Source organism: Halobacillus naozhouensis (assembly GCF_029714185.1).
Taxonomy (GTDB): Bacteria; Bacillota; Bacilli; order Bacillales; family Halobacillaceae; genus Halobacillus_A; species Halobacillus_A naozhouensis.
Genome location: NZ_CP121671.1, coordinates 3,281,154 through 3,295,348 on the forward strand (window position 1 = coordinate 3,281,154; position 14,195 = coordinate 3,295,348).

The 14,195-nt window shown below is 42.5% G+C and carries 13 protein-coding genes; 3 read left to right on the top strand and 10 right to left on the bottom strand.

The window, feature by feature from the left end:
• Positions 1-81 precede the first annotated feature (81 nt).
• The 4 genes from P9989_RS16960 to P9989_RS16975 form a co-directional block, all read right to left on the bottom strand.
• Positions 82-1,542: a CoA-acylating methylmalonate-semialdehyde dehydrogenase gene (locus tag P9989_RS16960; protein ID WP_283076047.1), complete on the bottom strand. Its 1,461-nt coding sequence runs from the start codon at positions 1,540-1,542 to the stop codon at positions 82-84.
• 53 nt (positions 1,543-1,595) lie between these two features.
• Positions 1,596-2,933, bottom strand: a complete 1,338-nt coding sequence (locus P9989_RS16965) for a GntP family permease (RefSeq protein WP_283076048.1) — start codon at positions 2,931-2,933, stop codon at positions 1,596-1,598.
• A gap of 18 nt (positions 2,934-2,951) precedes the next feature.
• Entirely contained in the window at positions 2,952-4,145 is a 1,194-nt protein-coding gene (locus P9989_RS16970; RefSeq protein ID WP_283076049.1) for an iron-containing alcohol dehydrogenase, read from the bottom strand.
• Positions 4,146-4,295: 150 nt separating this feature from the next.
• Positions 4,296-6,107, bottom strand: a complete 1,812-nt coding sequence (locus tag P9989_RS16975) for a sigma-54-dependent Fis family transcriptional regulator (protein ID WP_283076050.1) — start codon at positions 6,105-6,107, stop codon at positions 4,296-4,298.
• Between the two features lie 200 nt (positions 6,108-6,307).
• On the opposite strand from P9989_RS16975, the gene P9989_RS16980 reads away from it, so the two are divergent.
• Positions 6,308-6,487 carry a hypothetical protein gene (locus P9989_RS16980; RefSeq protein WP_283076051.1) on the top strand — a complete coding sequence of 60 codons (180 nt, stop codon included), beginning with the start codon at positions 6,308-6,310 and terminating at the stop codon, positions 6,485-6,487.
• Positions 6,488-6,619: 132 nt separating this feature from the next.
• Here P9989_RS16980 and P9989_RS16985 read toward each other — a convergent pair whose 3' ends face one another.
• From P9989_RS16985 to P9989_RS17005, 5 genes are read right to left on the bottom strand one after another with little or no spacing between them, the layout of a single operon-like run.
• The gene (locus P9989_RS16985) at positions 6,620-7,312 is read right to left on the bottom strand and encodes an ABC transporter ATP-binding protein (protein ID WP_283076052.1); all 693 of its coding nucleotides are present in this window, start codon (positions 7,310-7,312) and stop codon (positions 6,620-6,622) included.
• Entirely contained in the window at positions 7,312-8,067 is a 756-nt protein-coding gene (locus tag P9989_RS16990) for an ABC transporter ATP-binding protein (protein ID WP_283076053.1), read from the bottom strand. The genes P9989_RS16985 and P9989_RS16990 overlap by 1 nt, the downstream gene beginning before the upstream one ends.
• A 14-nt stretch (positions 8,068-8,081) precedes the next feature.
• Complete coding sequence (locus P9989_RS16995; protein ID WP_283076054.1) at positions 8,082-9,062, bottom strand: branched-chain amino acid ABC transporter permease; 981 nt, start codon at positions 9,060-9,062, stop codon at positions 8,082-8,084.
• On the bottom strand, positions 9,059-9,931 hold the full coding sequence (locus tag P9989_RS17000; protein ID WP_283078958.1) for a branched-chain amino acid ABC transporter permease: 873 nt from the start codon (positions 9,929-9,931) through the stop codon (positions 9,059-9,061). The genes P9989_RS16995 and P9989_RS17000 overlap by 4 nt, the downstream gene beginning before the upstream one ends.
• A 27-nt stretch (positions 9,932-9,958) precedes the next feature.
• A complete protein-coding gene (locus tag P9989_RS17005) occupies positions 9,959-11,176 on the bottom strand; it encodes an ABC transporter substrate-binding protein (protein WP_283076055.1) in 1,218 nt (405 codons plus the stop codon).
• Positions 11,177-11,664: 488 nt separating this feature from the next.
• On the opposite strand from P9989_RS17005, the gene rbsK reads away from it, so the two are divergent.
• Together rbsK and P9989_RS17015 are read left to right on the top strand one after the other, a co-directional pair.
• Complete coding sequence (rbsK, locus tag P9989_RS17010; RefSeq protein ID WP_283076056.1) at positions 11,665-12,588, top strand: ribokinase; 924 nt, start codon at positions 11,665-11,667, stop codon at positions 12,586-12,588.
• 53 nt (positions 12,589-12,641) lie between these two features.
• Positions 12,642-13,565: a nucleoside hydrolase gene (locus tag P9989_RS17015; protein WP_283076057.1), complete on the top strand. Its 924-nt coding sequence runs from the start codon at positions 12,642-12,644 to the stop codon at positions 13,563-13,565.
• Between the two features lie 98 nt (positions 13,566-13,663).
• On the opposite strand, the gene P9989_RS17020 is transcribed toward P9989_RS17015, so the two are convergent.
• Complete coding sequence (locus P9989_RS17020; protein WP_283076058.1) at positions 13,664-14,167, bottom strand: hypothetical protein; 504 nt, start codon at positions 14,165-14,167, stop codon at positions 13,664-13,666.
• Positions 14,168-14,195 lie beyond the last annotated feature (28 nt).

Genomic DNA, 14,195 nt, shown 5'->3' on the forward strand with positions numbered 1-14,195 from the left:
ATATTAAATTAAAGAGAGCCTGCCCCAAAGTAAGGTACACCCTTTGAGGACAGGCCTTCAGCTTATTTAAAAAATCCCTGCTTACACCCAGCGAGTAGTAAGAACCTTCTTACGTGTATAGAATTCAATCCCATCTTTTCCGTTGGCGTGAAGGTCCCCATAGAAGGAATCCTTCCAGCCAGAGAATGGGAAGAAAGCCATCGGAGCTGGGACACCTATGTTCACACCTAACATCCCTGCATCAATGGTTTCACGAAATTGACGTACACTGCCTCCATCATTTGTGAACAGACATGCACCGTTGGCAAAGCGAGATTGATTAGTTAGTTCAACCGCATCGTCAAGGTCATTTACGCGTGCTATGGATAGCACCGGAGCGAAGATTTCATCCTTCCAGATTTTCATTTCTGTGGTTACATTGTCAAAAATGGTAGGCCCTACAAAATAACCTTCTCGTTGTGCGTCTTCATCATTACGGCCGTCACGAACAAGTTTAGCCCCCTCTTTTTCCCCAGTTTCAATATATTGAAGAGTTCTTTCTTTATGATTATCACGGATAACCGGGCCAAGAAACACACCTTCATCCAATCCGTTTCCAATCTTCACATCATTAGTTTTTTGTGTAAGTGATTCAATAAATTCATCGGCAACGGAGTCTTCCACGGCTACAACAGAAGCTGCCATACACCGTTCTCCAGCAGAACCGAATGCGGCGTTAAGAATTTGAGTTGTCGCATTGTCGATGTTCGCATCTTTTAGCACAATTGAGTGGTTTTTAGCTCCGGCAAGCGCTTGAACACGTTTCAGATTGTCTGTACCGCGCTTGTATACGTATTCAGCTACAGGTTGAGAACCCACGAATGAAATAGCTGCTACATCTTTATGGTCTAATAACCCGTTCACCACATCGTGTGCACCATGTACGATATTGAATACGCCTTTTGGCAAGCCAGCTTTTTCAAGTAATTCTCCCAAACGATTGGCCAATAATGGTGTGCGCTCAGATGGTTTTAGGACGAACGTATTCCCTGTAACAATGGCCATTGGGAACATCCAAGCAGGCACCATCATCGGAAAGTTAAATGGAGTGATTCCGCCCACAACCCCGATTGGGTAGCGATACACACCAGACTCAAGGCCAGCTGCAATCGATGGCAACTGTTCACCCATCATAAGGCTCGGGGCCCCCGCGGCAAATTCAACGTTTTCAATTCCACGTTGTACTTCTCCTTGTGCTTCCTTGAAACTTTTCCCATTTTCAATCGTTATGATTTCTGCCAGCTCATCCCAATGTTCAACAAGTAATTGTTGAAACTTAAACATTATGCGAGCACGTTTAGGCACCGGGACCTCTTTCCAACTTTTAAATGCTTCGTCCGCTAATTTTACTGCATCATCCACATCTTCATCGCTTGAAATCGGAACTTCTGCAATCACTTCTCCTGTTGCCGGATTATATAATGATTCTGTTTGATCTGTCTTTGCGTCTACCCATTCCCCGTCAATATAATTTTGAAGTATTTTAACCTTTATCTTACTCATTTATAAAACCTCCTGATTATTAGTTTACGATTTTAAAATTTTACAATTTTTTCTTAAAAAATAAAATACAAGACTACCGCTACAAACAATACAGCGACGGGTACAACGACACTTAACTTAAAGATAGGTGCATAGGCTCTTTTATGCGTTTCTCCACAAATGGCACGAATTGTTGTCACGACATAGCCGTTATGGGGAAGTGAATCGATTCCACCAGAAGCCAACGCAGAGATCCTGTGCATAGCCCCTGGATCTACTCCCTGACTAAGATAAATAGGTGCTAGAATCGGCAGGGCAATGCCCAACCCTCCTGAGGCGGACCCTGTGATGCCACAAACAACCGTTACCCCAATAGCTAACCCTAGCAAAGGTGGGCCGGGCATCCCTACTACGGCATCGACAACACTATTAAATGCCGATACTTGTGCTGCCACACTACCAAAACCTACTACAGCACATGTGTTAGCAAGCGCAACTAGTGAATTTTGAGTGCCTGTTCCAAGAGCTTCCCAAAACCGTTTAAGGTATTTATTCATTAAAATACAGGCTAAGAATATCCCTGTTGTCAATGCAATTAACAAGGAAGATGTGGGATCGATAAATATAGAGAGTGTATTTAACAAGGCAATGACACTCACAAGGGGCAAAAACGCTAGAATTACATTAGGTAAATCCTTTGTTGTTTCCAGCACCTGTTCTTCTTTAACAGCTAGGCTTGATGCTAATTCATTTTCTGCTGGCAAAGATCCAGAGAAAGTTTCTCCTCTTTCCACCGCATTTTTCACCATTCTTCCAAGCCAAACACCCCCGGAAACCATAATGAGAAGTGCACTCAGCACCCCAATAAATCCACCAGCTGTAGGTGTTGTCCCAAAGAATTCGGTTGGGATGATATTTTGAATTTCAGGAGAGCCTGGGGCAGTCATGGTAAAAGAGATCGACCCAAATACCAGGGCAGCAGGTATAAATCTGTGTGGTAAATTCGCTGCCCGAAACAAGGAAAGAGCTATCGGGTAGACAGCGAAACCAACTACAAATAAACTAACTCCACCATAGGTCATAATAGCTGCCGCCGCTACAACTGCAAATACGGCACGCTTCGCCCCCAATGTACGCTTGATCCAGTTGGCAATACTTTCAGCTGACTTTGTTTCCTGCATTAGTTTTCCAAAAATCGCACCAAGTAAAAATACTAGGAACCATGAAGCAAAATAATCAGTAAAACCGGTCATATAATTATCCATTAGCGCAGTTCCTAGGTTCAAACCACCCGTCACAGCCACTACAATTGAACTTAAGATTGCTGCAATAATAATGTTTATACCTTTCATCGTAAGGTAGACCAGTAATACTAACGATGCAATTAATCCAAGCATTCCGATGAGATCCATGAATCTATCACCTGCCCCTTATCTCACATTCTCTGTGGCGAACTCGTACGCATAACAAATATGGTAGAGATCTTCAATTTCCATTTGTGTAGGGACTCTTGGATTGTTCGCTGGACTCCCGCTTGCTAATGCATCTCCAGCCATCTTACTGGTAACGCTCTCAAACTCTTGTCTATCAATACCCCACCCACTAAGATTAGGAATATTTAAGTCTAAACAAAGCTTTTTAACCGAGGATACAGCTAGATCCGCCGCCTCTTCATTTGAAAAGTTTTGCGCATCTGCTGAAAAAATCTTTCCTAAATCAGCCAATCGACCAATGGAAGCTTCCTTGCTAAATTCTAATACAGCCGGCAACAACATTGCGTTAGAATAACCGTGTGGAACATGAAAAAGGGCCCCAATTGGTCGAGACATTCCATGGACTAAACATACGGAAGAATTTGAAAAAGCCATACCTGCCTGCAGGGATCCTAAGGACATCGCTTCTCTTGCATCAATATTTTCACCATCTTTATAGGCCATCCTAATATTCTCAACAATTAATTTCATTGCAGAAAGCGCTATCATATCTGTCATTGGATGAGACTGTTTAGATAAGTAACCTTCGATGGCGTGACTTAAAGCATCAATTCCTGTCGCTGACGTGACATGTGTAGGAGATGATAGTGACAGTAATGGGTCAACAATAGCCACAACGGGCATAAATGATGGCTGTTTAATCATCATTTTCACATCATTTGTTGTGTTCGTAATAATCGTTGCATCTGTGGCTTCAGAACCCGTGCCTGCTGTGGTAGGGATCGCAATATGCGGAATTGGCTTATTTTCCGCTATTTTAGTCCCCCCCATATAATCTCCTATATAGCCACCATTTGTCGCTAAAACGGCAACTGCTTTTGCTGTATCAATACAGCTACCGCCACCAAGAGAAATTACGATATCACAGTTTCCCTTACTAAATAAATCTAACGCTTCTGTGACATACGTATCGGTAGGTTCAGATTCAACCCCTAGATAAACCGTACTTTCAACATATTCATTTGATAGATAGTTACGGCAATCGTTTACATTTCCAAGTCTATCCATCACCTTATCACTAATAATAAGGGCCTTTCTTCCTTTTGCTGCCACTTCTACTCCCACTTTTTCAAAAGCGTGACGACCATAAATAATCGTCTGCGGCATGTGCAAAACAGCATGCTTTTCCATTATAAGTTACTTCCCCCTTTCTAGGCTTTCACTTATATACATGCAAAAGGCATGCCAACTTTCAAACCGGATAGGTCGGTCTTTCCATATTACGAATTGTAGATGAAACGCTACAGTTCGTTCATTTGTTGTAGTCCTTCTCCTACACCCTCAATCGGATAACCGATATTTCTTGATCTTTTGATATAATGTGGTTCGGTGGATGCCCAGTTCATCTGCAGCCTTTGACTTATTCCCCTTTGTATCCTTTAATACCCTTTGAATGAGTTCTTTTTCTTTCTCATGTTCTAGTGTTTTCACATCACTAATAATCATCATCTTTCCATTTGACTGCTCGTTTCCCTCTTTATTAATTACAGACGCAGGTAAATCGAACCTATCAATGGTATCTCCATCGACCATGACGACAAGTTTTTCAATGGTGTTCACTAACTCCCTTATATTCCCAGGCCACCCATAATGAAGACATGCGGCCACTGCTTCTGAAGTCATTGTTTTTACTGCCACTTGATACTTATTGCAAATCACATATAGATAATGGGAAATCATTTGGGGGATATCTTCTGTCCGCTGACGAAGCGGTGCAACTGGCAATTCGATAACATTTAGTCGATAGAAAAGATCTTCTCGAAACTCTCCCGCTTCCACCATCTTTTCTAAATTACGGTTTGTCGCAGTAATTATTCTTGTATCCATTTGAACCTTCCGGAGACCTCCGACAGGTTCAAATTCCTTATCCTGCAAAACCCGCAATAACTTGGTCTGCATCATTAGGGGCATCTCGCCAATCTCATCCAGGAACAATGTCCCGTTTTGAGCTAAGTCAAATTTACCTGGCTTACCACCCTTTCTAGCCCCGGTAAAGGCTCCTTCTTCATATCCGAACAATTCGGATTCAAATAAATGTTCAGGAATACCCCCGCAGTTCACACTAATAAACGGCCCCTCCGAGAAAGGACTTAAGTGATGGATGCCTTTAGCATACATTTCTTTACCCGTGCCGCTTTCACCTGTAATTAAAACGGTGACCGTGGTTTTAGCAACTTTTCTGGCCATACGTTTTGTATTTGAAGTACTTGGACTAACCCCAATGATTTGATCCAGTGTAACTTTGTTATTTTGTTTGCCTCTAGTAGGAAGAGTAGTCTGTTCAGCTGTATGTTGAATCATATTTTCTTGAAATCTCTCATAAATTCGATATAACTCCGTTACCCCTTCGAAAATGAGCATGCCGATCGCTCCGACCACTCGATCATTTTTCCAGATAGGGATACGATGAACAATCATAGCCTGCCCTTGTATATACTGTACAGCCCCTCGTTCAGGTATGCCTGTTTTTACTGTATTATGCAAATTCGTGTTGTCGATGACCTGCTGCACATGCCTGCCAATCGCTCCTTTTTGGTCAATACCCGTAAAACGGCTGTATGCTTCATTAAACTCCCTTATAACGCCACCTCCATCCACCACCACAACACCTTCATAAGCACTCTCCAAAATAACATTTAAAGTTTCGGCGGAGTGTTCCGATTGATGAATTTCTTTAGCATGCCAGGAAAGCCCTTTCAAAATTTCAGTTCCGGAAACCATTCCGACTAACCTATTCTGATCATCAACGACAGTGAAATAGTTAAAGGGCAAGGTGTACATATCTAATAGAGAGTCATCTGAACGAACGATAGCAAAATTCTTTTTCGAGATAGTGGTTATGACAGATTTCTCTCCTTCTCCACGCAATAAACTTGTTAACATCGCCTTTTCCGTAACCACACCAACCGGTTTCATTCCCTCACTCAGAACTGGGATATAATCTACATCTAAATGATCCAATAGATGTGCTGCTTCCCTTATCGTTTGATCTATTTCAATATAGGAATGGTTCTGCACCATCCATCTTTTAATCTTAAACATCTCTTCTTTTTGTACCGTTCTCTCTGAGCTTCGGATGAACTCCTGGGTCATCTTATTCCCCCCTGAAATATGCTAGAAATCATGACTTTTTCAAAAGTGATTAAATTATCTGATTAGTATCTATTCTACTTCAAGACATCTATTCGATAAAAATGAAAAACTTACTATTCGACCTTTTAATTTGCAAACCTATTAACTAGGGATCATATTCACCGCTGCTAAAGAATAGATTAAACCAGGAGGTGGATAGCTTGGATAATGACAAAAAGTTAGCATTAGAGTTGACCAGGAGCTTTATTCAAAACAGTAACGTACAACCTATCTCTGTAAAGGGCGAGATCGAATATCTATTTGATAATACGATCTACCCTTTCTCTACTATAGTAGATCATTTCCTCACGAATATTGAGGACATTAATGAATGGGAATAGCAGAATAAGAGAAATGACTCTTATTCTGCTATTCCCTCTAGTACAGAAAAACTGGCCCCGGAGTACCCGGAACCAGCTTTAAATAGTCATCAGTTTAGATTATAGCAATGCCTGTCTATAGGTCTCTATTAGCTAAGAACTTAGCGCAAGATGCTTCTGTTGAACTTCCTCGTCAAACGTATCCGCAGCCCCTTCAAATACGACCCTGCCTTTATTTAAAATATAGACATGATCAGCGATTTTCTTAGCCATCGCCAAATTTTGCTCCACGAGCAGCATCGTGATCCCCTCGTCCTTGAGCCGCTTAATAATGTCACTAACTTCCCCGACCATTAGCGGTGACAGCCCTTCCGATGGTTCATCAAGCAGGAGTAAACTCGGATTGGTCAAAATCGCTCGGCCGATCGCAAGCATTTGCTGTTCTCCCCCGCTGAGGTTGCCTCCCATCGAATGCTGACGTTCTTTAATTCGCGGAAACAGATCAAACACTTTTTCCAGTGTCCAGCCGTTTTTTATATTAGTCTGTGTGGTCAACAAGTTTTCTTTTACAGTAAGATTTGGAAAAATTCTTCTGCCTTGTGGGACTAACCCGACACCAAGTTTTGAAATGTTATAACTTTGTTCTGAAATTAAGTTATGGCCATTTACTTCAACAACCCCTTCTCTCCTGGCCACCATCCCCATGATCGAATGGATGGTTGTTGTTTTCCCCATGCCATTTCTCCCTAAAATGGCCGCTACTTTTCCTTCTTCAACCTTTAAAGAAAGGCCATGTAGGATATGGCTTTCCCCATAATAAGCATGAAGGTCTTGAACGTGAAGCATCAGACTATCTCCTCACTTCCCATGTAAATTTCGTTTACCTGTGGATGATCACGTACGATCTCTGGGCTGTCATCAATCAGCACGTGCCCGTCGTGCAGGACAATCATTCGTTCAGCCAGGCCAAATATGATATCTAAATCGTGTTCGATGATCATTAAGGTTAATTCTTCGGGTAGTTTTGTTAATAAATTGACGATATAGTCCGTTTCCGACTGGGACATACCTGCTGTTGGTTCATCTAATAGAAGGATGGAAGGGTCTGTGGCGATACCTAGCATGATTTCAATTTGCCTCTGTTCCCCGTAAGAGAGATTTTTCACATTAACATGGCGCCGCTTATAGAGCCCCCAGGTATCAAGCAGCTCTTCCGCCTCGCTGTAAAGTTTCGCATAATATTTTTCTTTACGGATTCTAAACCACGTATATTTTAATCCGTGTTTTCGCTGCAGGACTAGTAACAGGTTGTCTAGAATGGATAGCTCATCAAGTAAATTGTTCTTTTGAAATGTCCTCACTATCCCCCGTCGTGCCCGTCTATAGTTCGGTTCCTTTGTAATATTGCTTCCATTAAAGTAGATGGTGCCTTTTGACGGACTCAAATCTCCAGTCAGCAAGTTGAAGAACGTAGTTTTACCTGCCCCATTCGGTCCGATAACGCCAATCCGTTCTCCCTGATTGACGTTAAACGACACCTCTTTTAAAATTTCAAGACCGCCGAAGCTCTTATTGACCGCGTCTACCTTTAGTATGGTCACCTGATTCCTCCTCTCTAGGAAGCTCGTTCCTTATTGATTTTGGCTGCCTCTGGGTGGATATGTTGTTTTTGAAAGCGGCTAACAATATCTTGCCAAATCCCGTAAATGCCAGAAGGGAAAAAGATAACGAACAGAATAAATATGGAACCAAGAATCAACATCCACATATCTGTATAGGTCGCAATAACAGTCTCAAGGATGACGATCATCGCTGCCCCTAAGACAGGCCCGATCATCGTTCCAGATCCACCGATTAATACCATAATCAGTACCGTTCCTGACATCGTCCAGTACACATCGCTTGGAGCGATAAAGCCATTAAAATAGGTATAGAGAGAACCCGACACCCCGCCTAGAGCACCGGAAATCACAAAGGCCGCATATTTATAAAGATACGTGTTGTACCCCATCGACTTCAATCTCTTCTCATTTTCTCTAATCCCTACTAATACTTTTCCAAAAGGCGATCCGACAACAATTCGAAGCCCGGCATAAAGCATCATAAACAGGGCGGCAATAACATAAAACAGCCAGACGATGTTGGGAATCTCCCAGCCGAACAAGACCGGGCTTGGAATTCCTGATAAACCGTTAGAGCCTCCCGTCCATCCCGTTGATTGATAGACAAACGAATACACCATTTGTGAAAAGGCCAGGGTAAGCATGAGAAAGTAAAAACCATTTACCTTCATACAAAACAAGCCGATGATTCCAGCAAGAACAATCGAACAAAGGACCGCCCCAAACAAGGTGATCAGCATATTAGCGGATATATGTTGTGCTATAATCCCCGCCGAGTAAGCTCCTGTTCCAAAAAAAGCCGCATGTCCTAATGACACCATTCCTGTATATCCAACAAGCACGTTTAAACTTAGGGCAAAAATTGCTAAAATAAGTATTTCAGTCAGCAAGGTGATATGAAACGAAGATATAAAAAACGGAGCAGCAGCGAACAATAGAAGAACGACCGCACTTTGAAGATAGACGTTTTTCATCCTTCCACCACCTGCTTTCCTAACAAGCCATTCGGACGCCACACTAGGATCATGGCCATAAGTCCAAAGATGAGAAACATGCTTAACTCAGGAAATAGATAACGACCAAAAGTTTCCAACAGGCCAACAAGCACACTGGCCGTGAAGGTCCCTGCGATCGATCCTAGTCCGCCAATCACCAGCACGATCAGAGCGAGAATCAGTGTCTGAAACTCCATATCCGGATAGAGCCCTAATATAGGAGAAGCGACGACTCCACCGAAACCAGCCAAAATACCTCCAAGCACAAAAATGGCCGTAAATACAAAATTAATATTAATTCCGAGAGCCCCTATCATTTCACGGTCACTTAACCCAGCCCTGATAATGGCTCCCCATCTTGTTTTGTTCTGGAGCCACCAGAGCCCAGCGGCAACTACCACGCCCACACCGATGATCACCAGTCGATAAAGGGGAAATGTCTGGCCGGCGAGTGAAACAGATCCAGACAATAGATCTGGAACACGTATAGAAAGCACATTCGACCCCCAAATCAATTTTGTCAGATCGTGAAAAACGTAGGCTAATCCAAACGTTAATAACACTTGAGATAAGTGTCCTAGTCGATACGTCACTCGCAACAGTGTGCGCTCAATAATAAGCGCGATCACTGCAACGACAAGAGGGGCCACAACAAGAGCTGTCCAGAAACTTTGGGTAAAAGTTGTGGTTATCGAATAAGCGACATAGGATCCTATCATATATAAAGAACCGTGCGCCAAATTGAGAACCCCTAATATACCAAAGACAAGGGCAAGTCCACATGTAAGGACAAACAGTAACATCCCATAGGACAATCCATTGATGAATTGAGCAATGATCACCTCGATCTCGTCCACCTCCACGTTACTTTGTTGTTATTTTCCAGGGTCTTGTACATTCTCAATCTTCTCAACCACTTTATTTTCCGTGCGTCCCTCTTCCATAACCGTCTCAAGGACATACATGTTCTGAATGACATGATGTGTTTCCTGGTCAAAAGCAAAAGGTCCGCGGGGGCTGTCAAATTCAACAGCAGACATAGCCTCAATGACTTTATCCGGGTCTGAAACATCACCATCTAAGGATTCAATTGTTTCTACCAGAATACGGGCAGCATCATAGCCTTCTAAAGATTCAACGGTCGGGCGACGATCGTAAGCTGCTTCATAAGCTTCAACAAATTTCTGGTTTTGCTCATTTTCTAAATTGTAATCCCAGAAACTTGCAGCATAGATGCCCTCAGCCGCACTTCCAATGGATTCTCTTAAGTCTTCAGATACTAGCCAGCCAGAACCAAGCAAATCAATTTCCTCTTTCAACCCATATTCCTCGAACTGCTGAACAAAACGAACAGCATCGCTTCCAGCGAAGAAGGCATACACTCCATCAGCTTCCGAATCACTTATCGTTGTCAAATAGGAAGCATAATCATTATTTCCAAGCGGTGGATAAACTTCCCCGACAATTTCCCCGCCTGCCGCTTCATAAGCTTCCATAAAGGCTGAGGATACTTCTTTTCCAAAAGCGTAATCTGCAGCGGCCACATAAATTTGATCTCCTACATTATCGTAAGCCCACTGACCCATAGAGTTACCAATTTGCCAGGAGGAGAATGAAGACCTCCATATATAGTCGCTTCTTTCACCTCTCGTCAGATCATTTCCGCCGGCATGTGAAGCCAGGTATGGCAGTTGATTAGAATCCACTTCATCACGAATCGCATAAGCCACCGCTGTACTCACAGCACCCGTTAAAATATCGACGTTATCCTGATCCATTAACTTCCTCGTGCGTCGCAATGCTTCCTGAGGATCAGCTGCCGTATCCTCTTCGATCAATTCAATCTTTTCTCCAGCCGCTTCCCAGCCGACACTTTCAAAATACAACTTCATCCCAGCAGATAAGTCTTTTCCAAGGGAAGCATAGACTCCTGAAAAAGGTAAGATGGCCCCAATTTTGATCGTGTCATCTGAGTCACTGGATGCCTCTCCATCAGCAGAATCTCCAGACTGGTTCATCGCACTATTTCCGCAAGCGGACAACAACATCAGTAAGGCTGCCCTACAAAGTAATTGACATACCGATTTCCTCATGTTTCTCCCCCTTATCATTTTTCAGACTGAAAAAGAACCAGAAAACGCTTTCAAAATAGTCGTAATTTCCTCCTCCCCAAATGTTACTTATATCGTATAGTAATCTACAGAAAATTACAACATTATTTTTTCTTTCGTTAAAAAAACATTATAAATTAAAAAGCTAAAAACCTTATAAACTGATGTTAATTTAATTTTATATTGTTTTTACAGCATGTTAATTTATACTTTCGTTAAAGTAACGTAATTAAAAGAGAAGAAAAAATCCAAAAAGTTGATCGCCCTCATTTGACGATAAGCATTTGTTTCATGTAACCTAAGTATATAATTTAGTTACCACCTTGGTGGTAACCTTAAAATAATACAATTACCTTAAAAAAGTGGTATGCTTCATTTAAACTGAGAGTAACCAATCATCATGCCTACAGGTAATAGACTACTTAGCAGAAGAGGCTATTGAAAAAATGTTTATTGAGGGAGGAACACTCATGAAAGAACCAACTGTTGTCGTTGTCGGAAGCTTAAATATGGACATTGTCATTGAGGCTGACCGTGCCCCATTAGAAGGCGAAACAATCATGGGAAACCAGTCAAACTTCATCCCTGGTGGAAAAGGAGCGAACCAGGCTGTAGCCTTATCCAGGCTTGGTGCAGAAACGACAATGCTTGGCACGATCGGAAACGACCCTTTTGGTACGAGTTTGCTGCAATCCTTAGAAAAGAACGGGGTCGACACGGGGAAAATAAAGAAAGTGGATGATGCACCAACAGGCATTGCCTCCATTTTATTAGCTGAAGGAGACAATCGTATTGTTGTTGTGCCCGGCGCCAACAATGCTTGTCTCAGTGAAGATATTGATGAACAGGTCCTAAAGCAGGCTGATCTCGTCCTTCTTCAACTGGAGATTCCTTTGCCCACTGTCATTGCAGCAGCACGATTAGCAAAAAAGCATGGGAAGATGGTTGTGTTAAACCCTGCTCCTGCTCAGAGCTTACCCCAGGAATTATTGCAGAACGTAGATTACATTACCCCAAATCAATCGGAGCTTGGAGTCTTATCAGATATGGTTCCGGATGCTTTTGACTTATCGAAGGCCATGAGGAACTTACAGAAACTTGGCGTGAAACACGTGATTACGACGTTAGGGGAAAAAGGGTCTGCCTATATGAGTGACGATTCAAATATCCAAACGATCGCTGGATATGAGGTACCGGTGGTGGACACGACAGGGGCTGGGGACGCTTTTAATGCCGGTCTTAGCTACGCTCTTGGAATGAACATGTCGCTTGATGATGCCGTTCGTTACGCCAGTAAGGTCTCTGCCCTGGCCGTCACCAAGTTTGGAGCTCAAGGTGGAATGCCTGATAAGCAGGAAATACTAGCATTTAAGAACCCCTCTTCGGAGTCTTAACATCAACACGAAAAAATCGTAATGGAATTTTTACATAAGGGAAAGCTGGCAACATGGAACACATTATATTAGATGTCGATACGGGGATTGATGATGCGTTGGCGATTGCGTACGCGGTCCACTCCCCCGAATTGAATGTGTTAGGAATCACGACTGGTTTTGGAAATGTTTCACAAAAAGAGGCTACCCGCAACACACTGCAAGTCCTTGACGTGCTGGATGCCGATCAAAACATCCCTGTCATTCCGGGGGCAACTACACCAATATCGGGCCGGCATATCAAAGAAAAGTCAACCCGCATCCATGGAGAGGATGGTCTTGGAAATAGCGGCCTTCCCTTCTCCAAACGCACACCCCATCCCTATGAAGCGGCTGACTTCATCATTGAAAAAATGGAGGAATATCCGGGCCAGATTACAGTAATAGCTGTCGGCCCTCAGACGAATATGGCATTGGCTATTCAGAAAAAACCGGAGATTGTACATCTGGCGAAGCGCGTCGTGATCATGGGAGGGGCCGTCACTGTACCCGGGAATGTGACCCCGTATGCTGAAGCAAATATTTACGCAGATCCGGATGCCGCTTCTATTGTCTTCGAGTCATGCATGCCTGTAACACTCGTAGGGCTCGACGTCACGATGCAAACCTTATTACGTGTTGAGGACGTTCAAAAATGGACGGCAGTCAACTCCGATTACAGTGACTTTTTACAAACAATTTGTCATTACTATATCAACGCGTATCACCAGTTCGACCCTGCGTTAGGCGGTTGTGCCCTGCATGATCCTCTCGCCGTGGGAGTCGTGATTGACCCCTCTTTTGTAAAAATGACTCCGATGCATGTAGGAGTGAATATAGAACGAGGAGATTCATTAGGAAATACGCATGAGGTCTCCAAGAATAATAAAAATGTCGAAGTTTGCCTCGACATTGATGTGGACCGTTTCGTTTCGCATTTTTTAAACCGAATAGTATAAAGCCCGTTAAATGGACGGGCTTTTACGGTCAGTAAAAATAAACTTGATTTCTAAATAATGAAGCCGCATTTTTCTATTGAAAAATGCGGCTTCTTCATTCAATATTTAGATTCGTAATTCTCAACAATATCCTCTGAACCGTCTTTTTTTACAAATTTCACTTCAACTTCCTCAATATCTTGTTGTTTGGAAGTGACTATGTACCAAAACTTTTTTTCATTCTCTATAGTAATAAACTTAGCTGTGTTGTTGTTTACATACACTTTTGAAATATCATTGTTGCAAATCAATCCAGAAAAAATATGTCCATTGGTTGATGTCCAATTAACAGGTGTACCACAGTTTAAACCATGTCCCTCTTGATGACTCCACTTATTCTCAATTTTTTCAAAGTAGGAAATCCAAATTTTATCTTCTTGCCTATAAATAGCTACAGCGTCATCTCTATTCACCACATCCAACTCTTGATGAATTAGACTATGTGGACTCCCTTGTTCCTTCATTGTTTCGTTAAAGTGTTGCTCAAAAGATTCTTCTCTTGTACATCCCGTTAGTAATACTAGAACCAAACAAATCGTGCCAAATGATGCTACCCTTCCCATATGTATCTCCTATTCTTTGGTTGGATAA

Bases quoted from the DNA above. Each gene is read 5' to 3' on its own strand.
- P9989_RS16960 (WP_283076047.1), bottom strand. From the start codon at position 1,542: ATGAGTAAGATAAAGGTTAAAATACTTCAAAATTATATTGACGGGGAA.
- P9989_RS16965 (WP_283076048.1), bottom strand. From the start codon at position 2,933: ATGGATCTCATCGGAATGCTTGGATTAATTGCATCGTTAGTATTACTG.
- P9989_RS16970 (WP_283076049.1), bottom strand. From the start codon at position 4,145: ATGGAAAAGCATGCTGTTTTGCACATGCCGCAGACGATTATTTATGGT.
- P9989_RS16975 (WP_283076050.1), bottom strand. From the start codon at position 6,107: ATGACCCAGGAGTTCATCCGAAGCTCAGAGAGAACGGTACAAAAAGAA.
- P9989_RS16985 (WP_283076052.1), bottom strand. From the start codon at position 7,312: ATGCTTCACGTTCAAGACCTTCATGCTTATTATGGGGAAAGCCATATC.
- P9989_RS16995 (WP_283076054.1), bottom strand. From the start codon at position 9,062: ATGAAAAACGTCTATCTTCAAAGTGCGGTCGTTCTTCTATTGTTCGCT.
- P9989_RS17005 (WP_283076055.1), bottom strand. From the start codon at position 11,176: ATGAGGAAATCGGTATGTCAATTACTTTGTAGGGCAGCCTTACTGATG.
- rbsK (WP_283076056.1), top strand. From the start codon at position 11,665: ATGAAAGAACCAACTGTTGTCGTTGTCGGAAGCTTAAATATGGACATT.
- P9989_RS17015 (WP_283076057.1), top strand. From the start codon at position 12,642: ATGGAACACATTATATTAGATGTCGATACGGGGATTGATGATGCGTTG.
- P9989_RS17020 (WP_283076058.1), bottom strand. From the start codon at position 14,167: ATGGGAAGGGTAGCATCATTTGGCACGATTTGTTTGGTTCTAGTATTA.